20 protein-coding genes are annotated in these 21,130 nt (G+C 73.3%); 1 reads left to right on the top strand and 19 read right to left on the bottom strand.

The window, feature by feature from the left end; all coding sequences use genetic code 11:
* Window positions 1-2 precede the first annotated feature (2 nt).
* From rimP to otsB, 8 genes are all read right to left on the bottom strand, one after another.
* On the bottom strand, window positions 3-518 hold the full coding sequence (gene rimP / locus ANAEK_RS05775) for a ribosome maturation factor RimP (RefSeq protein WP_012525218.1): 516 nt from the start codon (window positions 516-518) through the stop codon (window positions 3-5).
* A 222-nt stretch (window positions 519-740) separates the two neighbouring features.
* Window positions 741-1,487, bottom strand: coding sequence for a TlyA family RNA methyltransferase (locus tag ANAEK_RS05770; RefSeq protein WP_041454032.1), 747 nt, complete (start codon window positions 1,485-1,487; stop codon window positions 741-743).
* Between the two features lie 18 nt (window positions 1,488-1,505).
* The gene (gene dxs / locus ANAEK_RS05765) at window positions 1,506-3,416 is read right to left on the bottom strand and encodes a 1-deoxy-D-xylulose-5-phosphate synthase (protein ID WP_012525216.1); all 1,911 of its coding nucleotides are present in this window, start codon (window positions 3,414-3,416) and stop codon (window positions 1,506-1,508) included.
* A gap of 19 nt (window positions 3,417-3,435) precedes the next feature.
* The gene (locus tag ANAEK_RS05760) at window positions 3,436-4,317 is read right to left on the bottom strand and encodes a polyprenyl synthetase family protein (protein WP_012525215.1); all 882 of its coding nucleotides are present in this window, start codon (window positions 4,315-4,317) and stop codon (window positions 3,436-3,438) included.
* Window positions 4,318-4,393: 76 nt separating this feature from the next.
* Entirely contained in the window at window positions 4,394-4,792 is a 399-nt protein-coding gene (locus tag ANAEK_RS05755; RefSeq protein ID WP_012525214.1) for a response regulator transcription factor, read from the bottom strand.
* 22 nt (window positions 4,793-4,814) lie between these two features.
* A complete protein-coding gene (gene xseB, locus ANAEK_RS05750) occupies window positions 4,815-5,096 on the bottom strand; it encodes an exodeoxyribonuclease VII small subunit (RefSeq protein ID WP_012525213.1) in 282 nt (93 codons plus the stop codon).
* Between the two features lie 22 nt (window positions 5,097-5,118).
* Window positions 5,119-6,747, bottom strand: a complete 1,629-nt coding sequence (gene xseA, locus ANAEK_RS05745) for an exodeoxyribonuclease VII large subunit (protein WP_012525212.1) — start codon at window positions 6,745-6,747, stop codon at window positions 5,119-5,121.
* Complete coding sequence (gene otsB / locus ANAEK_RS05740; RefSeq protein WP_012525211.1) at window positions 6,744-7,532, bottom strand: trehalose-phosphatase; 789 nt, start codon at window positions 7,530-7,532, stop codon at window positions 6,744-6,746. The genes xseA and otsB overlap by 4 nt, the downstream gene beginning before the upstream one ends.
* A 96-nt stretch (window positions 7,533-7,628) precedes the next feature.
* Here otsB and ANAEK_RS05735 point away from each other — a divergent pair, with 96 nt between their 5' ends.
* Window positions 7,629-9,509, top strand: coding sequence for a DnaJ domain-containing protein (locus tag ANAEK_RS05735; protein WP_012525210.1), 1,881 nt, complete (start codon window positions 7,629-7,631; stop codon window positions 9,507-9,509).
* Between the two features lie 30 nt (window positions 9,510-9,539).
* Here the strand turns inward: ANAEK_RS05735 and ANAEK_RS05730 are convergent, their stop codons facing one another.
* The 11 genes from ANAEK_RS05730 to bamA form a co-directional block, all read right to left on the bottom strand.
* The gene (locus tag ANAEK_RS05730; protein WP_012525209.1) at window positions 9,540-10,664 is read right to left on the bottom strand and encodes an HNH endonuclease signature motif containing protein; all 1,125 of its coding nucleotides are present in this window, start codon (window positions 10,662-10,664) and stop codon (window positions 9,540-9,542) included.
* 433 nt (window positions 10,665-11,097) lie between these two features.
* Complete coding sequence (gene hemH / locus ANAEK_RS05725) at window positions 11,098-12,060, bottom strand: ferrochelatase (protein WP_012525208.1); 963 nt, start codon at window positions 12,058-12,060, stop codon at window positions 11,098-11,100.
* 29 nt (window positions 12,061-12,089) lie between these two features.
* Window positions 12,090-13,466, bottom strand: a complete 1,377-nt coding sequence (gene hemN / locus ANAEK_RS05720) for an oxygen-independent coproporphyrinogen III oxidase (RefSeq protein WP_012525207.1) — start codon at window positions 13,464-13,466, stop codon at window positions 12,090-12,092.
* A 10-nt stretch (window positions 13,467-13,476) separates the two neighbouring features.
* Window positions 13,477-14,517 carry a uroporphyrinogen decarboxylase gene (gene hemE, locus ANAEK_RS05715; RefSeq protein WP_232288378.1) on the bottom strand — a complete coding sequence of 347 codons (1,041 nt, stop codon included), beginning with the start codon at window positions 14,515-14,517 and terminating at the stop codon, window positions 13,477-13,479.
* Window positions 14,518-14,652: 135 nt separating this feature from the next.
* The gene (locus tag ANAEK_RS05710) at window positions 14,653-14,940 is read right to left on the bottom strand and encodes a DUF167 family protein (protein ID WP_012525205.1); all 288 of its coding nucleotides are present in this window, start codon (window positions 14,938-14,940) and stop codon (window positions 14,653-14,655) included.
* A complete protein-coding gene (locus tag ANAEK_RS05705; RefSeq protein ID WP_012525204.1) occupies window positions 14,940-15,746 on the bottom strand; it encodes an LpxI family protein in 807 nt (268 codons plus the stop codon). Before ANAEK_RS05705 ends, ANAEK_RS05710 begins: the two co-directional genes overlap by 1 nt.
* Window positions 15,747-15,748: 2 nt before the next feature.
* Window positions 15,749-16,522: an acyl-ACP--UDP-N-acetylglucosamine O-acyltransferase gene (gene lpxA, locus ANAEK_RS05700; RefSeq protein WP_012525203.1), complete on the bottom strand. Its 774-nt coding sequence runs from the start codon at window positions 16,520-16,522 to the stop codon at window positions 15,749-15,751.
* A 27-nt stretch (window positions 16,523-16,549) separates the two neighbouring features.
* Window positions 16,550-17,020 (bottom strand): 3-hydroxyacyl-ACP dehydratase FabZ, encoded by a 471-nt coding sequence (gene fabZ / locus ANAEK_RS05695; RefSeq protein ID WP_012525202.1) that lies wholly within the window; start codon window positions 17,018-17,020, stop codon window positions 16,550-16,552.
* The gene (gene lpxD, locus ANAEK_RS05690; RefSeq protein ID WP_012525201.1) at window positions 17,017-18,081 is read right to left on the bottom strand and encodes a UDP-3-O-(3-hydroxymyristoyl)glucosamine N-acyltransferase; all 1,065 of its coding nucleotides are present in this window, start codon (window positions 18,079-18,081) and stop codon (window positions 17,017-17,019) included. The genes fabZ and lpxD overlap by 4 nt, the downstream gene beginning before the upstream one ends.
* Window positions 18,082-18,089: 8 nt before the next feature.
* Window positions 18,090-18,671, bottom strand: a complete 582-nt coding sequence (locus ANAEK_RS05685; RefSeq protein WP_012525200.1) for an OmpH family outer membrane protein — start codon at window positions 18,669-18,671, stop codon at window positions 18,090-18,092.
* An 18-nt stretch (window positions 18,672-18,689) separates the two neighbouring features.
* Window positions 18,690-21,071 carry an outer membrane protein assembly factor BamA gene (gene bamA / locus ANAEK_RS05680; protein ID WP_012525199.1) on the bottom strand — a complete coding sequence of 794 codons (2,382 nt, stop codon included), beginning with the start codon at window positions 21,069-21,071 and terminating at the stop codon, window positions 18,690-18,692.
* Between the last annotated feature and the right edge of the window lie 59 nt (window positions 21,072-21,130).

Genomic DNA, 21,130 nt, shown 5'->3' with positions numbered 1-21,130 from the left:
GATCAGTCCTTCCTTCGGAGGTCGCCCTCGACGTCGTACTCGAGGTTGGCCTTCGCGATCTGGTCGTGCGGGACGCGGTGCAGCACGCCGTCCACGTCGAGCTCGACGGCGCCGTCGCGGAAGCCCTTCAGCACGCCGGTCCAGTGCTTCCGGGCGGGCGCGCCGGGCGCGGTCCCGGCGACGGGGCCGTACGCCTTCACGTGGACGCGCTGGCCCGCGTAGCGGTCGAAGTCCCGGGGCTTGCGCAGGGGGCGGTCGAGCCCGGGCGAGGAGACCTCGAGGTCGTAGGCCGGCTCGATGACGTCGGCCACGTCGAGGATCGGCTCCACCGTCTTGGAGACGGCCTGGCAGTCGTCGATCCCGACGCCGCCGGCCTTGTCGATGAACACCCGGAGCGTCCACCGGCCGGCGAGCCGCGCCCACTCCACCTCGACGAGCTCGTAGCCGTCGCGCTCCAGCACCGGCTCGAGCAGGCTCCGCACCTGCTCCGCGATGGACTGTTCTCCGATGCCCGTCATGGACCCCTGAAAAAAGAAAAAGTGGGCGACCGCGGCCCACTTTCGGAACCCGGCGGAACCCGGGCGCGAAAATGTCGGCGTGTAGGTAGCAGAAGGAACGCGAAGCGTCAAGGCGCGACGGGGCCGGCGCAGCCCTGGAACGCCTGCGCGGCAGGCCGCTCGCGCGGGGCCCCGGCGGAGCGTCGCGCGCCGGAGCGCAGCCCCGCCGAGGCGGTGGGCGGGTCACGGCAGGCGCAGCACCAGCAGCCACTCGCGGTTGCCCGCGGGCCCCTCGATGGGCGACTCGGCGTGCCCCAGCACCTCGAACCCGAGGCCGGCCGCCGCGGCGGCGATCCCGTCCAGCGCGGCGCGCCGCTTGGCGTCGTCGCGCACCACGCCGCCCTTCCCCACCTCGCCCTTGCCCACCTCGAACTGGGGCTTCACGAGCAGCACCGCCCGGCCGCCCGGGAGGAGGATCGCCTTCACCGCCGGGAGGATGAGGCGCAGCGAGATGAACGACAGATCCCCGACCACCAGCTCGACCCGCTCGCCCAGGGCCTCGGACGTGAGCTGCCGCGCGTTCTCGCGCTCCCGCACCACCACGCGCGGATCGGCGCGCAGCCGCGGGTGGAGCTGCCCGTAGCCCACGTCGATCGCGTACACCTTCGCGGCGCCGCGCTGGAGCAGCAGGTCGGTGAAGCCGCCGGTGGACGCGCCCAGGTCGGCGCAGGTCCGGCCGCGCGGATCGACCGCCGGGAACACCTCGAGCGCCTTCTCGAGCTTGAGCGCGCCGCGCGAGACGTAGCGCTGCGGCGCGGCCCCGTCCTTCAGCCGGATGGGCGCCTCGGGGTCCACGAGCTGCCCGGGCTTGTCCACCCGCGCCTCGCCGACGACCACCGCGCCGGCCATCACCAGCGCCTGCGCGCGGGTGCGCGACTCGGCCAGGCCGCGCGCGACCAGCAGCACGTCTATCCGTTCCCGCTTCCTCACGGGGCTGCGCCCCGCCGCCTACGCCACCCCGCGCGCCTTGCGGTCGCCCACCAGGGCGCGGCAGGCCGCGGCGATCGCGTCGGCGTCGATGCCCACCCAGGCGCGCTGCTTCGCCTGCTCGGCGTGGGTGATGAACTCGTCGGGGATGCCGAGGCGCCGCACGCCCAGGCCGGCCTCGAGCAGCCCGCGGCGCTCGAACGCCTCCAGGCAGGCGGTGCCGAAGCCGCCGGCGAGGCACCCCTCCTCCACCGTGACCACCCGCTTCGCGCGGGCCGCCTCGGCGCAGATCAGCTCCTCGTCGAGCGGCTTCACGAACCGCGGGTCGACGACCGTGGCCGCCACGCCCTCGGCGGCGAGCGCCTCGGCGGCGGCGAGCGCGGCCTTCAGCGTGGTGCCCGCCGCGACCACGCACACGTCCGGCTTGCCCGGCACGTTCCGCACCAGCCGCCCCTTGCCGATCTCCAGCACGCGCGCGGGCTCGAGCGCCACCCCCTCGCCGGCGCCGCGCGGGTAGCGGAGGGCCGCCGGGCCCTCGTGCTGCAGCGAGGTGTGCAGCATGTGGCGCAGCTCGTTCTCGTCCGACGGGGCCATCACCACCAGCCCCGGCACGCAGCGCAGGTAGGCGAGGTCGAACGCGCCCTGGTGCGTCTTGCCGTCGGCGCCGACCAGGCCGCCGCGGTCGAGCGCGAACGTCACCGGCAGCTTCTGCAGCGCCACGTCGTGGATGATCTGGTCGTAGGCGCGCTGCAGGAACGTCGAGTAGATGGCCACCACCGGCCGGATCCCCTCGCACGCCAGGCCCGCCGCGAACGTCACCGCGTGCTGCTCGGCGATGCCGACGTCGTAGGTGCGGTCCGGGAAGCGCTGCTTCGCCTTGATGAGCCCGGTGCCCTCCAGCATCGCCGCGGTGATGGCCACGACCCTGGGATCGTGCTCCATCTCCTCGCAGAGCGCCTCGGCGAACAGGTCGGTGTAGGCCTTCGCCCCGGGCGACTTCTTCACCGGCTTGCCGGTGGCCACGTCGAAGAAGGACAGGCCGTGGCCGCGGGTGGCCTTGTCCGACTCGGCCGGGTGGTAGCCCTTGCCCTTGGTGGTGATGGCGTGCAGCAGCACCGGGCCGTCGAAGATGGCGAGCTTCTGGAACGTCTCCACCAGCCCCTTCACGTCGTGCCCGTCCACCGGGCCCACGTAGTGGAAGCCGAGCCCCTCGAACAGGATGCCGGGCGTGACGAGCGCCTTGGTGGCGTTGATGCCGTGGCGGATGATCTCGATCGCCTCCGGCCCCTTGGGCACGCTCTCCAGGAACTCCTTCACCTGGCGGCGCCAGCGGTTGTACGTGCGCGAGGCGAACTTCTTCGAGAACCACTCCGAGAGCGCGCCCACGTTGGGCGAGATCGACATCTCGTTGTCGTTCAGCACCACCAGCAGGTTGCGGCCGAGGTAGCCGGCCTGGTTCAGGCCCTCGAACGCCACGCCGCCGGTCATGGCGCCGTCGCCCACCACCGCCACCACCTTGCCCGGCTCGCCGGTGACGCGCTTCGCCTCGATCATGCCGAGCGCGGCGCTGATCGCGGTGGAGGCGTGCCCCACGCCGAACGCGTCGTGCGCCGACTCGTGCCGCTCGGGGAAGCCCGCCAGGCCACCCTCGGTGCGGATGGTCCGGAACGCCTCGCGCCGGCCGGTGAGCAGCTTGTGCGCGTACGCCTGGTGCCCCACGTCCCAGACCAGCTTGTCCTGCGGCGAGGAGAACACGTGGTGCAGCGCGACGTTGATCTCGACCGCGCCGAGCGACGAGCCGAGGTGGCCGCCGTTCCGGGCGCAGGTCTGGATGATCTGCTCGCGGATCTCCTGACAGAGCGCGGGGAGCTGCTCGACCGGCACCTTCTTCAGGTCGGTCGGCGAGTCGATCGTGTCCAGCAGGCGGCCCATGGGCTCTCCTTCCGTTCCGTCACTTCTTGCGGGCGAGGACGAAGCGCGCCAGCGCGCGCAGCGCCTCGCCGCGGGGCCCGAGCGGCTCGATGGCCGCGAGCGCCTCGGCGAGCAGCGCCTCGGCGCGGCGGCGGGCCTCCTCCACCCCGACCACCGCGTGCAGCGTGGACTTCCCGGCGGCGGCGTCCTTGCCGGCGCGCTTGCCCAGGGTGGCCGCGTCGGCGGTGAGGTCGAGCAGGTCGTCGGCGATCTGGAACGCGAGCCCGAGCTTCAGGCCCACCGGGTACACCGCCTCGACCGGGACCCCGGCGCAGCGCGCGCCGCCCGCGACGGCGGCCGCGAGCAGCGCGCCGGTCTTGGTCCGCATCAGCTCCATGACCTCGGCCTCACCGAGGCGCGCGTGCTCGCCGGCCATGTCGCGGGCCTGGCCCTCGACCATGAGCTGCGCGTTCTCGGCGAGCAGGCGGGCGAGCGGCGCCGCGGCGGGGTCGGGCGAGGCGAGGAGGTGCGCGAACGCGAGCGACTGCAGCCCGTCGCCCACCAGCACCGCCGTCGGCTCGTCGTACGCCTTGTGCACGGTGGGCCGGCCGCGGCGCAGGTCGTCGTCGTCCATGGCGGGCAGGTCGTCGTGGACGAGCGAGTAGGTGTGGATGGCCTCGAGCGCCACCGCGAAGCGCATCGCCAGCGAGGCGTCCGACGCGTCGCCGCCGTGCGCCTCGCAGGCGGCGAGCACCAGCGCCGGCCGCATGCGCTTGCCGCCGCCCAGCAGCGCGTAGCGCATCGCCTCCACCAGCCGCGGCGGGCCGCCCGGCGCGCGGGCGTCGGCCAGCGCGGCCAGGCGCGGCTCGACGCGCTCCGCCACGCTGCGCAGGTACGCCTCGATCGGGAACGGGGTCGTCAAGGTGACGGACCTTTTAGCACAAGCGGCGCGGACGGATCGCCCGCCGGCGCCCGCGAGCGGGGCGCGGCGGGGTGGCCTAGGCCGGCGTCGGAACGGCGCCGGCGCGCTGATCGAGGATCTCGCGGATCCGGGCCACCAGCCGGTCCATGTCGAGGGGCTTGGGGAAGTAGTCCACCGCGCCCGCCTCGATCCCGGCGCGCTCGTCGTCGGCGCTCTTGCGCGCCGAGATGAAGATCACCGGGATGTCCCCGAACGTCGGGTTCTTCTTGATGGCGCGGCACAGCTCGAAGCCGTCGATCCACGACATCATCACGTCGAGCAGGATCACGTCCGGCCGGTCCACGTGCATGGCGGAGATGAGCCGCAGGCCGTTCGCCGCCTGGCCCACGTCGAACCCCTCCAGCTCCAGCGCGAGCGTCAGCATCTCGCGCGTGTCGCGGTCGTCGTCGACGATGATGACCTTGGGCTTGCGCATGCGTGGCTCGGCCGTCATCGGGTCACGGGCCCCGGCCGCCCTCGGGCTCGAACGGAACCGCCTCGTCGTCGCCGTCCGCGCCGCGCACCAGGAGCTCCACCCGGCGCTCGGCGTCGTCCAGCTTCCGCGACGCCTCCTTCGCCAGCCGTACGCCCTCCGCGAACCGCTCGATGGACTGCTCCAGCGTGAGCTGCCCGGACTCCAGCTCGCCGACGACGCGCTCCAGGCGCGCCACGAGCGCATCGTAGGGCTCTGCGGCTCCGGCCGCCTCGGTGTCCGATCGACGCTCGCTCGCCTCGCTCACGCTTCCTCCGCGATTTCCTTACTTAACGACGCCGCAAAGGGGGGTCAACGGCCTCCCCGCCGTGGCCGGGCCTTTCGGGTTCCCCCGCGGGCCCGGAGCGCCCCGGCAACGGGTCCTCGCCGGCATCCCGCCCGGTGATGCGAGCATCGAGCCAGCCCTCCGCGAGGGCCACCCGCACCGCGTCGCCCACCTGCGCGTCGGCGCTGCGCAGGAGCAGGTGCCCGTCGCGCAGGGCGAGCGCGAACCCGCGCGCCAGCAGCTTCGCCACGTTGGCCGGCTCGAGGCGCGCCCCCAGCCGCTCGAGGCGCATCGCCTCCCGCCGGAAGGTGGCCGCCTGCCAGCCCCCCAGGCGGCGCGTCGCCGACTCCATGCGTGCCCGGAGCGCGCGCACCCGTGCCCGGGGCTCGAGCCGGGTCAGCCGGCCGCGCAGGGCGTCCAGGGCCGCCCGCTCGCGGCGCCGCGGCCCGCGCACCGCCGCCTCGCCCCGGTGGGCGAGGTCGTCGAGCCGGTGGCGCTCGCGCGAGAGCAGGTGCTTCGGGTCGGCCAGCTCGGCCCGCAGCGCGCGCAGGGTGCGGCGCCGGCCCTCGACGGCGCCGGCCTGTGCCCGCGCCAGCCGCGCGCGGAGCGCGGCCACCCGCTCGACCAGCTCGTCCCGCACCGGCACCACCAGCTGCGCGGCGTGGGTGGGGGTGGCGGCGCGCACGTCGGCCACGAGGTCGGCGACGGTGACGTCCACCTCGTGCCCGACCGCCGACACCACCGGCACCGGGCAGGCGGCGATGGCGCGCGCCAGCCGCTCGTCGTTGAACGCCCACAGGTCCTCCTGCGAGCCGCCGCCGCGCGTGACCACGACCACGTCCACCCCGGCGCGGCAGAGCGCGCGCACCGCCGAGATCACCGTCGCGGCCGCGCCCTCGCCCTGCACGCGGCAGGGCGCGATCAGCACCGGCGCGCCGGGGAACCGGGCGTGGAGCACGCGCAGGAGGTCGCGGAGCGCCGCGCCGGTCGGGCTGGTGGCCACGCCGACGCGCGCCGGGAGGAACGGCAGCGGGCGCTTGCGGGCCGGATCGAGCAGCCCCTCGGCCTGGAGCCGCTCCTTGAGCTGCTGGAGCTGGAGCGCCTGGGCCCCGGCCCCGCGCGGCTCCAGCTCCTGGACCACGAGCTGGTACTTGCCGTGCGGCGGGTAGATCTCGACGAAGCCGCGGGCCAGCACCTCCAGCCCCTCCCCGGGCGCGAAGGCCAGCCGGCGCGCCTGCGAGGCCCACATGACCGCGCCGATCACCGCGTCGTCGTCCTTGAGCGAGAAGTAGACGTGCCCGCTCGCCTGCCGCCGCAGGTTCGCCACCTCGCCCGCCACCCAGACGTCGCGGAACCGCGGCTCGATCGCGCTCTTCAGCGCGCGCGTCAGCTCGCGGACGGTGTACGGGCGCGGCAGCGCCTTCTCGACGGCGGCGCGCTCGCGCTCGGCGGCGGCGGGCCGGGACGGCTCGGCCTCGCGCCCGGCCGCGGCGCGCCCGGCGTCGGACCGCTCGGGATCGGGGCGCTCCGCGGCGGGGGGCTCCGCGCGGACGCGCTCCGCGGCGGCGCGCTCGGCGGCGCGCGCGAACAGGTCGCCGGTGGCGCCGGCGCCGGGCGGCTTCGGCCGGCTCACCGCGCCCGCCCCGCCGCGCGCCGCGGCCGCGCCCCGGCGCGCGCCTCCACCAGCCGCTCCAGCAGCGCGTCCACGTCCTCCTGCGCGCGCAGGCACCAGGGCGCGAGCGTGCGCCCGCTGCCCACGTGCACGCCGAACACGAGCGGCTCGCCCACCGCGAACGCGTCCTCGTCGGTGACGTCGTCGCCGGCGTAGAGCGCCGCCTCGCAGCCGAGCCGCGCGAGCAGCGCGCGCACCGCGTCGCCCTTCGACGGGAAGTCGTGCGGGAGCACGTTCAGCACCTTCTTGCCCGGGATGAGGCGGGTGCCGGCGAGCTGGTTCGCGGCCTCGTACACCGCGTGCTCGGAGCGGCGCCAGGCCCGCGTGAGCCCGTAGTGGATGGCGAGCGTGGAGCGCTTGTCCTCGAAGTGGACGCCCGGCACCCCCTCCAGCGCCGCCTCGAGCTGCCGCCGCCAGCCGCGCACCGTCCGCAGCACGCGCGCCGGGACCGGGACCGGGTGCCCGAGCTCGAACCCGTGGTTGCCCACCACCGTCGGGACGACGTCGCCCACGAACCGGTGGGTGTCGCGCCAGGCGCGACCGGAGACCACCGCCACCGGGTAGAGCCCGGCCACCCGCGCCAGGAGCGTGCGGGTGGCGGGGCGCATGCGGGCGCCGGCGGGATCCTTGACGATCGGGGCGAGGACGCCGTCGTAGTCGAAGGCGAGCAGGACGGGGCGGCGCGCCCCCTCGCCGAGGAAGCGGTCGAGCGCGGCGCGGTGGCGGGGGTGGAGGAGATCCTTCATGGCGCGGGGCCGTGGAGTCTAGCATTCCCGCGCGTCGGCCCGCGCGGTGCGGCCGGGGATCTTCGTCTCGCCGGGGAAGGCACGTACAATCGGCGCGTGCCACGCATCCTGGTCGCCGAGGGACACCCGGCCACGCGCGAGTTCGTCGCCCGGAGCCTCGCCGACGCCGGCCTGGAGGCGATCGCCCCCGAGGACCCTCAGCAGGTGTTCGAGCTGTACGCGGCGCAGCGCCCCGACGCGGTGGTGCTCGCGGCCGACCTCGCCGCCGGGCCGGCCGGCCCGCTCGCACAGCGGCTCCGCGCCGCCGATCCCCGCGCGCTCCTGGTGGTCGCCGACAAGGAGCACCTGGGCAAGGCGCGCGGGCTCGCCGCGGTGCTCCCGCTGAAGCCGAACGCGTACGTGGCCGACCCCACCCGCCGCGAGCTGGTGGACAAGGTGCAGCAGCTCGTGGCGCAGGCCGCGGCGGCGGCGCGCGCCCGGCTGCGAGGCTCGGCGCTGGTGCTGTCGCGGGCGCCGGCGGCGCTCGGCGAGGTGCGGCCCGGCGTGGTGGCGCGGCTGCTGCACCAGATCTGGCGCTCGGCGGCCGAGGGGGTGCTGGTGCTGGAGGAGCCGGCCGGGCCGGCGCGGCGCATGTTCTTCCAGCGCGGCGCGCCGGTGGCGCTCCAGTCCGACGACCCCGCCGACGCGCTGGTGCGCTGGCTGCGCGACGCCGGGCGGCTCGACGCCGCGGCGCAGCGCGCCGCGGTGGAGGGGATGGCGAGCGGCCTCAGCCCCGGCGCCGCGCTGGTGGCGGCGGGCGTGCTCGAGCCCGGCGAGCCGCTCTCGGCGGCGCTGCGCGCGCACCTCGAGGCGCTGGTGGCGCGCACCGTCGGCGCGCGCGAGGGCCGGTGGCGCTTCCACCCGGGCGGCGAGTTCGCCGCGGAGATCCACGCCACGCCCGTGCTCCCGCTGCGCGCCATCCTCGAGGGCGCCCGCGGCGGCATCCCGGCGCGGCACTTCTCCGAGGCGCTGCGCGCCGTCACCGACGCCTACCCGGTCCGGACCGGCGACTTCCAGCAGATCCTCCCCGCCGCCGGCCTCTCCAGCGCCGACCTGCGCCTGGCGGTCTCCATCGACGGGCGGACGCGCATGCGCGACTGGCTCGAGGCCCGGCGCACCGAGCTGCGCGAGGCGCTGACGCTGCTGTGGTTCCTGTCGATGGTCGGTGCGGTGGCGTTCCACGAGGCGCCCGAGGCCGGCGACGCCGTGTACGGCAAGGCGCCCGCCCCGCCCCGTCGCCGCCCCCTCCCCGCCGACCGCGCCGAGGCGGTGCGCCAGGCCGCGCTGCAGATCCTGCCCGGCAGCTACTTCCGCGCGCTCGGGGTCGACATCTCGGCCGGGCCCCCGGAGATCGAGGCCGCGTACCGCGAGGTCGCCGGGCGCTTCCACCCCGACGCGTTCGCGCAGTTCGAGGTCGGCGACCTCGAGGACCTGCTCGCGGCGGTGCAGGACAAGGTGACCGCCGCGTACAAGGTGCTGTCCACGCCGGAGAAGCGCGAGGCGTACCTGTCGTTCCTGATGCTGCGCTACGAGCTGTCCGGCGTGCGCCGCCCCGGGATCGACGTGGCGGCCGAGATCGCGCTGAAGCGCGGGGAGCGCGCGCTGCGGGCGCGGCGCATCTCCGACGCGCTGGCCGCGTTCCGCGAGGCGGTGGAGCGGAACCCGCGCGAGCCCGAGTACCTCGCCATGCTCGGGTTCGCCGCGCTGCACGACCCCGCGCTCCCGCCCGGCGAGCGCGCCCAGGAGGCACGGCGGCAGGCGAGGAAGGCGCTCTCGCTCGCCCCCGACGGCGGCCGCGCCGCCGCGGTGCTGGCGCTCGCCGAGGCCGCGCTGGGCGAGGTGGCCGAGGCGCGCCGCGTGACGCTCACCGCGTTGAAGGCGCAGCCCGACCGCGAGCTGCTGAAGCAGGTGCTGCACCGGCTGAACGCGGCCGCGTGAACGAGGGCGGAGGCGGGACCGGGCGGCGCCTCAGGACGACCGCGCATGCCGTGGGGCGTACCCGTCCATCAGCGCGTCACCGAGGATCTCCCGCGCCGCCTCGAGATTGTGCCCCTTGCAGCGGATGCGAAGGTTCTCGACGGAGGAGGCCCCGCCCCGCGCGAGCGGCACGATGTGGTCGAGCTCGAGCCGGTGCGTGGCCCCGCAACGTTCCCCCGAGGCGAGCACCGCCGTGCAGCACCCGCCATCGCGCTTCCAGACGTCCCTGCGGACGTGGGCCGGGACGTGGTCCGGCTTCGAGGAGCGGACCGTCTTCTGCGGCTTCGCCGTGAGCCCCTTGCGCCGCGCGCGCTCGGCGAGGAGCACGTCGAGCGCCGCCTCGAGGACGTTCTCGCGGGAGGCGCCCGGCCTGGCGTGGGACAGCGCATCGCGGGCCGCGTCGAGCTTCCTCAGGAACGCCCTGGAGACGGTGAGGTGCATCCGCGCCTGGTCTCCGTCGAGCCAGTCCACCGAGCTCGGCTTCGCTGTGGGCCCCCCCGCTCGCAGCCCGACAGGGTGACTGCGAGCGGATTCCGAATGACCCAGTGCCCGGCCGGGCACAGGCGTTTCATGCGCATGAAATAAAACGACCCGTTCGGGTTCCGACGAAGCAGCGTCACGCGCGGCCGCCGTCGGAACCGTCGGAAACGTCGGACCCGTCGGAACCGTCGGAACCGCCGGAACCACAGCGGCCCGGCTCGGCACGACGACCTCGCGACGCGGCGGGTGCTCGACCGGCCGGATCGAGGCAGCCACCTGCGCCGCATCCCGGCTCGACAGCCCGTAGAACCGCGGCAGGATCTCGCCGCAGTTCTCGGTGGTCACCACCTTCGCCAGCTCGCAGACGGACGACAGGCACAGCTTGCCCTCCCGCAGCGCGCCCTCGACGGCGGGGTGACGCTGGATGAGCTCGGCGGCCGTCTTGCGAAGCTGGGCCGAGCCCGCCGAGAGCCTCAGCTCCCGATGAAGAAACGAGAAGAGCGAGGTGTGCCCCCGGTCCCGCCACAGCCCCCGGCGGTCGAACTCCGCCAGCGCGACCAGGAACTCGGCCATGGCGTGGCGCTCGGAGCGGAGCAGCGAGACGAGACGGTTCGTGAGCTCGAGTGCGGTGTCCATGCACGAAGCATCGCACGCGATTTTCGCGCTCCGTGAAACGCGCCAGGATGCCCCAGGACGCACGAACGCGAGCACGGCTCCGCGACCCCTCGGCCCACGAACGCACGGCGCACCGCCGGCCTGCGCGTGCCCAGAAACCCTGCGCGCCAGCGTGTTCGTACGCCGGAGCCGCCCCGAGCCCGGAGCCCGTCAAGCATTCACCATGAGACAGACGGGTGCCGCCGCGCTCCCCGGCTTCGCCGCACCGACCTCGCGCAGCCCCGCGCCCCGCGTCCCGCCCCGCGCGCTTCTCGTGAGCCGATCCCGCAGCCCCGGTTCCGGCCACGCGCAACCGCCCCCGAGCGCCTTCGCCCCGTCAAAGCCCGACCAGCCCCGCCTCCAACCGCCCCCTGCCACCGCAGGACCCTCAAAGCCCAATCTCCGGAGCCGGCCCCTACGCCGCCACCGTCCGCGCCGCCTTCTCTCCCTCGCGCACCACGTCCGCGAGCGCGGCGATGAAGTCGGGCCGGACCCCGAGCGCGGGCACGCGCAGGTACGCCGCCGCGCCGGCCTTCTCCGCGGCCTCCTTCGCGAGGATGTCCATGTCGTAGAGCGTCTCGAGGTGCTCCGAGACGAACGCGATGGGCACCGCGACGACGGCGAGGTCCTTCGCGCTGGCCTCGAGGTACTTCACGGTGTCCGGGCCGAGCCACTTCGCCGGGCCGACGCGGCTCTGGTACGTGAGCTGCCAGTCGGCGGCTCCGGCCCGGCGCGCGGTCTCGCGGGCGGAGTGCTCCACGTAGCCGGGGTACGGGTCGCCCTTGCGCACCTGGCTCATGGGCAGGCCGTGCGCGCTGAACACCACGCGCGTGCGCCCGCGCAGCGCGGCAGGGACCCGCTCCAGCGTCTCGCGCAGCGCGGCGGCCGAGGCCTCCAGGTAGCCCTCGTGATCGTGCCAGGTGCAGACCTCGGCGAGCGGACGATCCTTCGGCCAGAGGCGGCGCAGCTCCAGGAGCGAGCTGAGGGTGGTGGCGTTCGCGTACTGCGGGTACAGCGGCAGCGCCACCGCGCGGGTGGCCCCGGCGGCGAGCGCCTCGCGGACGCCCTCCTCGGTGTTGGGGTGCCCGCAGCGCATCGCCAGGTGGCACGAGTACCCGGGGCCGAGCGCGGCCTGGAGCGCGCGCGCCTGGGCCTCGGTGCCCTCCACCAGCGGCGACTTCCCTCCGATGAGCTGGTACTTCTCCGCCGAGGACGGCGCGCGCGTGCGCGAGATGAGCTTCGCGATCGCCTTGCGGAACGGGCCGAACGGCGCCGTGATCACCAGCGGGTCGGAGAACAGCTCGTAGAGGTACGGCTCGACCTCGGCGAGGTTCCTCGGCCCGCCGAGGTTCATGAGGAAGACGGCGGTGTGGCTCATGCGGCTCCCCGGCGGCGGCGCGCCCGCGGCTACACCGTGCGCGAGAACTGCTTCTTGCCGCCTTCCTTCTTCAGGTAGGCGTCGAACAGCATGGCCACGTTGCGGACCAGGAGCTGGCCGAGCGGCGTCACCTTCAGCACGTCGCCGTCGAAGGTGACCAGCCCGTCCTCCTCCAGCTCCTTCACGCCCGCGCGCAGGTCGGCCTCGATGGCCGCCCGGCCCTCCGGCCCGAACTTCTCCGCGATCTCGCGGAGGTCGAGGCGGAGCAGGCACATGACGCGGTTGATGGTGAACCGCCGCATCACGTCGTCCGCGGACATGGAGGCGCCGCGGTCCACCGGGATGATCCCGGCCTCGACCTTCGCCTCCCAGTCCTTGAGCTTGTGCGCGTTCTGCGCGTACGCGCCGCCGATGTCCGAGATGGAGGTCATCCCGAACGCCACCGTGTCCTCGGCCGGGCGGACGGTGTAGCCCTGGAAGTTGCGGTACAGGTAGCCGCCGCTCTGCGCCACCGCCAGCTCGTCCGACTCCAGCGCGAAGTGGTCGAGGCCGATGAGCCGGTACCCGGCGCCGGTGAACGCCTCCACCGCCGACAGGAACAGCTCCACGCGCTGCTCGGTCTTCGGCAGCGCCTCCTGCGGCAGCAGGCGCTGGTGCGGCTTCGACCACGGCACGTAGGCGAAGCCGAACACCGCCATGCGGTCCGGGTGGATCGCGAGGATGCGCTCGAGCGTCTTCTTCCAGGTGTCCGGCGTCTGGTAGGGCAGCCCGTAGATCAGGTCGAGGTTGACGCCCTTGAAGCCGTTGTCGCGGGCGGCCTGCACCAGGTCGGCGGTCTCCTTCTCGCCCTGGATGCGCCCGACCACCTCCTGCACCCTCGCGTCGAAGTCCTGCACGCCCATCGAGATGCGGTTGAACCCGAGCTTCGCCAGCACCTCGATCTGCGAGCGGGTGGTGATGGCCGGGTCGATCTCGATCGCCTTCTCGACGTCGGACGTGAACGTGAAGTGGCGCGCCAGGATGTCGTGGCAGCGCACCAGCTGCTTCTCGTCGAGGAAGGTGGGCGTCCCGCCGCCCCAGTGGAGCTGCGAGGCCGCGCGCCGGTCGGGCAGCTTCGCCGCCACCAGCGCGACCTCCTTCTCGAGCACGTCGAGGTAGGCGTCGGCGCGGGTGCGGTCGTGCGTCGCCACCACGTTGCAGCCGCAGAAGCGGCACATCTCCCGGCAGAACGGGAGGTGCACGTAGATGGAGAGCGGCCCGCCCTGCTGGTTCGCGCGCGCCAGGTGCTCGACGTACTGCGCCGGACCGAACGCCTCGGTCCACTCCGGCGCGGTCGGGTAGCTGGTGTAGCGCGGCCCGGGACGGTCGTACTTCTTGATGAGCTGCGTGGACGGGATCTGGATCACGCCGATCGCCTCACTTCCAGCCGAAGGCGTGGACCGCGTCCACCACCGCCTTCACGTTCTCGGTCGGGGTGCCCACCTGGATCCCGTGGCCGAGGTTGAAGATGTAACCCGGGGTCGGCCCGGCCGCCCGGAGCAGCTGCTGCGCCCGCGCCACCGCGACGTCGCGCGGCCCGAGGAGCAGCGTCGAGTCGTAGTTGCCCTGCACCGCCACGCCCGGCAGCCGGGCGCGCGCCTCGTCGATGGGGATGCGCCAGTCCACCGAGACGACGTCGTAGCCGAGCTTCGCCATCGGCTCGAGGTGCGCGGTGGTGCCGGTGGAGAACAGGATCGACGGGACGCCGGTCTTGCGCACCGCCTCGGCGATGCGGGCGAGGTACGGGAAGCTGAACTCCTCGAGGTCCTCGCGGGCCAGCTCGCCCAGCCAGCTCTCGAAGATCTGGGCCGCGTGCGCGCCGGCCGCCACCTGCTCCTCGATCTGCACGATCGCGGCCTGGGTGAGCTTCTCGAACAGCGCGTGCGCGGTCGCCGGCTCGGCGTACAGCATGGTCTTCAGCCGGGTGAAGCCCTGGCTCCCGCCCTCGACGGCGTAGCTCGCCACCGTGAACGGGCCGCCCACGAAGCCGATGAGCGGCACGCGGTCGGCGAGGGCGGCGCGGATGGCGCGCACGCCGTCGAGCACGTACGGCAGGTCCTTCTTCGGGACCGGCACGCGCAGCGCGTCCACGTCGGCGCGGGTGCGCACCGGGTTGGCGATCTTCGGCCCGCCGTCGCCCTTGCCCTTCTCGCCCTTCTCGAACGAGAGGTCGAGGCCCATGGCCGGCAGGTGGACCAGGATGTCGGAGAACAGGATGGCGGCGTCGAAGCCGAACTCGTCGATGGGCGCGACCGTCACCTGGGCGATGAGCTCCGGCGAGCGGCACAGCTCCAGGAAGCTCACCTTCTGGCGGACGGCGCGGTAGGACGGCTGGTAGCGGCCGGCCTGGCGCATCATCCAGACGGGAACGCGGTCGACGGGCTCACGGCGGCACGCGGCGAGGAATCGGTGGGTCATGGGGGCCGCCATCTTAGTCCAGGTCCCCCCGAAACACACACCGTTCGGGTCGATGTTCCGTTGACCCGCGCGCGGGACCCTCCCGCCCTGCGGGACGCCCGCCGCCCCGGTCGCCGGCCGGACGGGCGGCGCGCCTCAGGACGCCAGGGCGGCGACCGCGGCCGCGGCGGTGATCCCCGCCACGCGGACCGTCTTGCGCCGCCCGGTCTCGCCGCGGAGGAGCGCCACGTCGGCCCGCCGGACCCCCAGCGCCACCGCCAGGAACTCCACCAGGGCGGCGTTGGCGGCCCCGTCCACCGGCGGCGCCGCGAGCTGGATCTTGAGCCGGCCGTCGTGCTCGCCCACGGCGCGGGTGCGGGAGGCGCGCGGCTGGACCAGGAGCTCCAGCACCGCCGCGCCGCCCTCGTCGCGCGCCCAGGCCATCAGCGCAGCCCGAGCAGCACGATCTTCGCCTTGTCGGCGAGCTCGACCATGCGCGGGAGGTCCATGACCAGCGTGGCCCCCGCCTCGACCGCCAGCAGCCGGCCGCGCGCCTCGCGCAGCGACACCACCGTGTCGGGCCCGACCGCGGGCAGGTCGAAGCGGCGATCCTGGTGCGGCTTCACCGCCTTCGCCACCACGAAGCCGCCGGACTTCGCCAGCTCGCCGCCGCGCCGGATGCAGGCGTCGGTGCCCTCCAGCGCCTCGACCGCCAGCGCCACCCGGTCCTTCACCACCACCGTCTGCCCCAGGTCGAGGCGGCCGATGCCGCGCGCCAGCTCCAGCCCGTAGCGCGCGTCCTCCAGCTCCTCGGGCGTGGGCTGGTGGCGGCCCAGCACGCCCTCCGGCGCCAGCCGGTCGGTGAGGAACGGGGTCGGGTCGGTGATGGCGACGCCCTCCTCCTCGAGGAAGCGCGCCATGGCCCGGAGCAGGTTGTCGTCGGAGCGGACCGCCACCCGCGCCAGCACGCGCACGCCGGTGGCGTCGAGCATCGCGTCGGCGAAGAAGCGCTTCTTGGTGATGGAGCCGAGCATGACGCACTCGGTGGCCCCGCCGGCGCGCAGCCCCTCCAGCAGGTGGCCGATCTGGCCCAGCTTCACCCAGGTGATCGCGTCCACCTGCTTCGCCAGCTCGGGGTCGGTCTCGGACTTGTGCGCGACCGCCACCACGCGGTGGCCGGCGCGGCGCGCGCTCTCCGCGAACAGGAGCGGGAACCGCCCGCCGCCGGCGATGAGGCCGATGGTCGCCACGGCTAGCGGGTGATGCCGCGCTGCGAGCCCTTCAGGAACGCGATGAAGTGGTCGGTCTCGGGGTGACCGGCGAGCTCCGCCTCGAGCTGCGCGATGGCCTCGGCCAGGCCGAGGCTCGACCGGAACACGATCTTGTACGCCTGCTTCACGCGGCCGATCTGCTCCTCGGTCAATCCCGCGCGCTGCATGCCGATGGCGTTCAGGCCGGCCAGCTCGCCGCGCGCGCCCGCCACGGTGCAGTACGGCGCGACGTCCATGGCGACGCCGGTCATGCCGCCCACGAACGCGAGCCGCCCCACCCGGCAGAACTGGTGCGAGGCGGACAGGCCGCCGAAGTGCACGTGGTCCTCGATGAGGACGTGGCCGGCGATGGCGACCGAGTTCGCGATGATGGCGCCGTCGCCGACCTGGCAGTCGTGGCCGATGTGGCTGCTCGCCATGAACAGGCCGCCGGAGCCGATGCGGGTCACCCCGCCGCCGCCCGCGGTCCCGAGGTTCACGGTGGCGAACTCGCGGAAGGTGTTGCGGTCGCCGATGACGAGCGCGGTGTCCTCGCCGCGGTACTTCAGGTCCTGCGGGATGCCGCCGATGACCGCGTGGGGGAAGATCCGGTTCGACGCGCCCAGCGTGGTCCGGCCGGTGACGACCGCGTGCGGGCCGACCGAGTTGCCGGGGCCCATGCGCACCAGCGGGCCGATCACGGCGAAGGGGCCGATCTCGCAGGAGGGATCGACCTGCGCGCCGGCCTCGACGATGGCGGTGGGGTGGATGGCCATGATGACGCCCGTGCTCCTCGAACTCCGCTACCGCTCGCGATCGGCGAGCATCGCCATGAACTCGGCCTCGGCGACCACCTGGCCGTCGACGCGCGCGACGCCGGTCTGCTTCCAGACGGCGCCCTTCTGCTTCGTGACCTCGACCTCGAGCTCGAGCCGGTCGCCCGGCACCACCGGGCGCCGGAAGCGCGCCGCGTCGATGCCCATGAGGTAGGTGATCTTGTCGTTCACCTCCTCGGGCTTCATCGACAGGGTGGCGAGCAGCGCGGCGGCCTGGGCCAGCGCCTCCAGGATGAGCACGCCCGGCATCACGGGCTGCGCCGGGAAGTGTCCCTGGAAGAACGGCTCGTTCATGGTGACGCCCTTCAGCGCCACCACCCGCTTGTTCGGCTCGAACTCCACCACCCGGTCCACCAGCAGGAACGGCGGCCGGTGCGGCAGCAGCTTCTGGATGCCGACCACGTCCAGGATGGGCTTGCGCTCCGCGGTCTCGCTCATGGCTCGTCCTCGCCGGCGTCCGCCCGCAGCCGCTCGACCTCGCGGCGCAGCTCGCGCAGCTCCTTGCGCATGTCGTGCAGGTGCTCGAGCGAGGCCATGGCCTTCAGCCAGCCGCCGTGCGGCACGGCCGGCGAGCCGGACACGGTCTCGCCCGCCTGGACGTCGGCCATCACGCCGGACTGCGCGCCGATCCGCACGCCGTCGCCGATCTCGAGGTGGCCGACGATGCCCGCCTGCCCGCCCGCCACCACGCCCATGCCGAGCTTGGTGGAGCCGGCGACGCCCACCTGCGACACGAGCAGGCTGAGCGGGCCGACCTGCACGTTGTGGGCGATCTGCACCAGGTTGTCGATCTTGGCGCCGCGGCCGATGCGCGTCGTGCCGAGCGTGGCGCGGTCGACGCAGGTGTTCGCGCCCAGCTCCACGTCGTCCTCGACGACCACGTTCCCGACCTGCGGGACCTTGTAGTGGCGGGGCCCCTTGCCCTCGCCCTCCGGGTCGAACGCGAACCCGAAGCCGTCGGAGCCGATGACGCAGCCGGGCTGCAGGATGACGCGGTTGCCCACGGCGCAGCGCTCGCGCACCACCACGTTGTGGTACAGCACGCAGTCCTCGCCCACCCGCGCCCCGTCGGCCACGTGCACGCCCGGGAACAGGATGCTGCGGGCGCCCACCTGCGCGTCGGGCCCGACGCACGCGAGCGGCATCACCTGCGCGCTCGGGTGGACCCGGGCGGTCGGGTGGATCACCGCGGTCGGCGCCACCTCCGGCACCGCCTCGCGGGGCGGGTGGAACAGCGTCGAGATCTTCGCGAACGCGAGGTAGGCGTTCGCGACGCGCAGCACCGTGCGGCCGGCCGGGACCTGCTCGCGCGGCTCGACCACCACCGCGCCGGCGCGCGACGCCTCGAACGCCTTGCGGTACTTGCGGTTCGAGAAGAACGAGATCTCGGACGCGGAGGCCTCCTCGAGCGGCGCGATGCCGTCGAGCCGCAGGCTCCCGTCGCCCTCCACCGCGCCGCCGACGCGGGCGGCGAGCTCCGCGAGCGTGTAGGACGCCACGGCCGCGCCTACTTCTTCCCGGCGGCCGGCTTGGCCGGCTCGGCCTTCTTCGCCTGGCCGGCGGCCTTGCTCCCGGCGCCGAAGCGGGCGTTGTACTTGCGCACCAGCTCGTTGGTGAGGTCGAGCGACTGCGGCGCGTAGACGATGCCCGCGTCGTTGCGCTCGAAGACCATGGTGAACCCGTCCGCCTCGGCGATCTCGCGGATGACGCCGGTCATCTTGTCCACGATGCCGCGCATCACCTCGCCCTCGCGCTGCGACAGGTCCTTCTGGAGCTGCACGAACAGCTGCTGCAGCTCCATCGCCTTCCGGTCGAGCTCGGACGCCTTGTCCTTCTTCGCCTGGTCGGCCATCACGACCGCCTGCTTGTCGAACTCGGCCTTGAGCTTGTCGAACTCGGCCTTCTTCTGGTCGATGACCTTCTGCTTCTCGTCGAAGTCCTTCTTCAGCACGGCCGTGGCGGACTTGCCCTCGTCCACCTCGCGGATGGCGCGCTGCAGGTCCACGAAGCCGAACTTGGCCTCGGCGGCGCGGGCGGCGGTGGCGGAGAGGAGGAGGGCGAGCAGGGAGAGGCGAGCGAGAGTGCGCATGGCGGGTCCTTCGGTGGATCAGAAGAAGTTGCCGATGGTGAACTGGAAGTCGAGCGCCTGATCGACGTATTCGCCGGTCAGCTTGTCCTTGCGGCGATTCAGCGGGATGCCCCACTCGAAGCGGAGCGGGCCGATGGGGCTGAACCACCGGAAGCCGAACCCGACCGACTTGTAGAGCGACAGCGGCACGTCGGGATCGGAGTACTTGCCGCGGGCGAACGCGTTGCCCATGTCGCTGAACAGCACCCCGCGCACGCCCACCTTCTCGACGATGGGGAACTCGAGCTCGAGGTTCAGGACGAGCTGCTTGTCGCCGCCGACCGCCAGCGGGTAGAGCGCGGACGACGGGTTGCGCGAGCGGCCCACGTCCTCGGCCGGCGCGATGGAGAGGTACCGGTAGCCGCGCAGCGAGTTGATGCCGCCCACGTAGTACAGCTCGGAGATGGGCACCTGGTGCGAGGCGTCCCAGTTCCGGATGTAGCCGAGCGTGAGCTTGGCGCGGGCGATGAGTCCGAGGAACACCGGCCGGTACCAGCGCGCGTCGAGCGCGTACCGGGTGAACAGGTTCACGTTCTGGCCGAACGCCCACTGCGGCGCCATGAACGGCGGGGCGGCCTCGGCGCTGCCGGACACGAACCAGCCGCGCGACGGGAACAGGCGGTTGTCGCGCTTGTCCCACTGGAGCGAGAGGCGCAGCGCGCTGGTGGTGCCGGACTTGAACTGGTTCGCGTAGAGCAGGCCGGAGTCGGAGGCCGACACCGACACGTACTCGTTCGTGTAGGTGGCGAACAGGCGCAGATCGTCGAGCTTCCGCGCGAAGTCCCACCACGGGTACAGGCCGGAGAGCTCGTAGCCCCAGGTCATCGAGCCGCCGATGGCCCGGCGGGTGAACGTCGTGTAGTAGCCCTCGGTCGCGTACAGGTCGAAGGCGAAGGTCCAGCGCGTGTCCAGGAAGTACGGCTCGACGAACTGGATCTGCCCGAGCTGGCGGATCGACGACCACTGCACCTGCAGCGAGAGCGTCTGGCCCCAGCCGAAGAAGTTGTTCTGCGAGATCTGGCCGGTGAGGATGAAGTTCTCGTAGGACGAGAAGCCGGCGCCCACCTGGAACGTGCCGGTCGCCTTCTCCTTCACCTCCACCGTGGCGACGATGGTGTCGTCCTTGCTGCCCTTCTTGGTGGTGATCTCGACCGTCTCGAAGAAGCCCAGCGCGGTGATGCGCTGCTTCGACGCCTTGATCCCGGTGCCGCTGTAGAGCTCGCCCTCGTAGATCCGCAGCTCGCGGCGGATCACCTTGTCGCGCGTCTTGTCGTTGCCGATGATCTCGATGCGCTCGAAGTGGACCTTCGGGCCGGGCTGCACCTCGAAGTTGATGTCCACGATGCGGCGCTTCGGATCGGTGTTCGTGAGCGGGGTGACGTTCGCGTAGGCGTACCCCATGTCCTTGTAGAGGTCGCCGATGGCGAAGATGTCGGCGCCCACCTTCGAGCGCATGAACAGGTCGCCGGTCTTGGTGCGGACCATGCGCTTCAGCACCGGCTCGCGGTCGAGGAGCTGGCCGCTGAACTCGATCTTGCCGATGTCGTACTTCTCGCCCTCCTCCACCGGGATGGTGATGAAGAGGAACCGGCGGTCCGGCGAGAGCGCGACGGACGGCTTCCCGACCTTCACCGTCACGTAGCCCTTGTCCATGTAGACGGCCTGGATGGACTGGAGGTCGTGCTGGAACGCCTCCTCCTTGTACGTGCCGGTGGAGTTCAGGAACGACAGGAGGTTCCCCTCCTGCGTCTGCATGAAGGGGGTGATGTCGTCCTTCGGGACGTGATCGTTCCCGAGGAAGCGGATCTCCTTCACCTGGACCTTGGCCTTCTCGTCCACGGTGTAGATCACGTCCGCCTGGTTGTCGGGGAGGTCCACGACCTTCCAGGTCACGTCGGCGAGGTAGTACCCCTTCTCGACGTACTTCTCCTGGATCTTCTTCACGTCCTTGCGGACGACGGCCAGGTCGAGCACCGCGTACGGCTTCAGCTCGACGGTGTCCTTGAGGTCGTCCTTGGAGAGCGCCTCGTTCCCGACGATCTTCGCCTCGTGGACGGTGGGCCGCTCCACCACCTTGAAGATCAGGGCGGGCGAGGCCTCCGGCCCCTCCAGCTCGGCGGTCGCGTCCGCGAACAGGCCCAGGCGCATGATGCCGCGCAGGTCCTGGTCCACCTTCTTGGGGTCGAGCGGCTCGCCCCTCTTGCTGGAGATGGTCGCGCGGATCGCGTCCACCTCGACGCGGCGGTTGCCCTCGATGCGGACGTCCGACAGCACGGGGTCGGCGCCGCGCGCGAGCGCGGGCACCGCGGCCAGGAGCAGCGCCGCGAGCAGGACGGGGACGCTGGGCGGGTGGCGCGTCACGGAGCCGCGGAATCTAAACCGGCCCCTGGAAAACCTCAAACACTCTTGCGCCGTGGCCT

The sequence above is a fragment of the Anaeromyxobacter sp. K genome (assembly GCF_000020805.1).
Taxonomy (GTDB): domain Bacteria; phylum Myxococcota; class Myxococcia; order Myxococcales; family Anaeromyxobacteraceae; genus Anaeromyxobacter; species Anaeromyxobacter dehalogenans.
The sequence above is the reverse complement of the archived record's forward strand: the minus strand, read 5'-3'. Positions and strand labels throughout refer to the sequence as shown.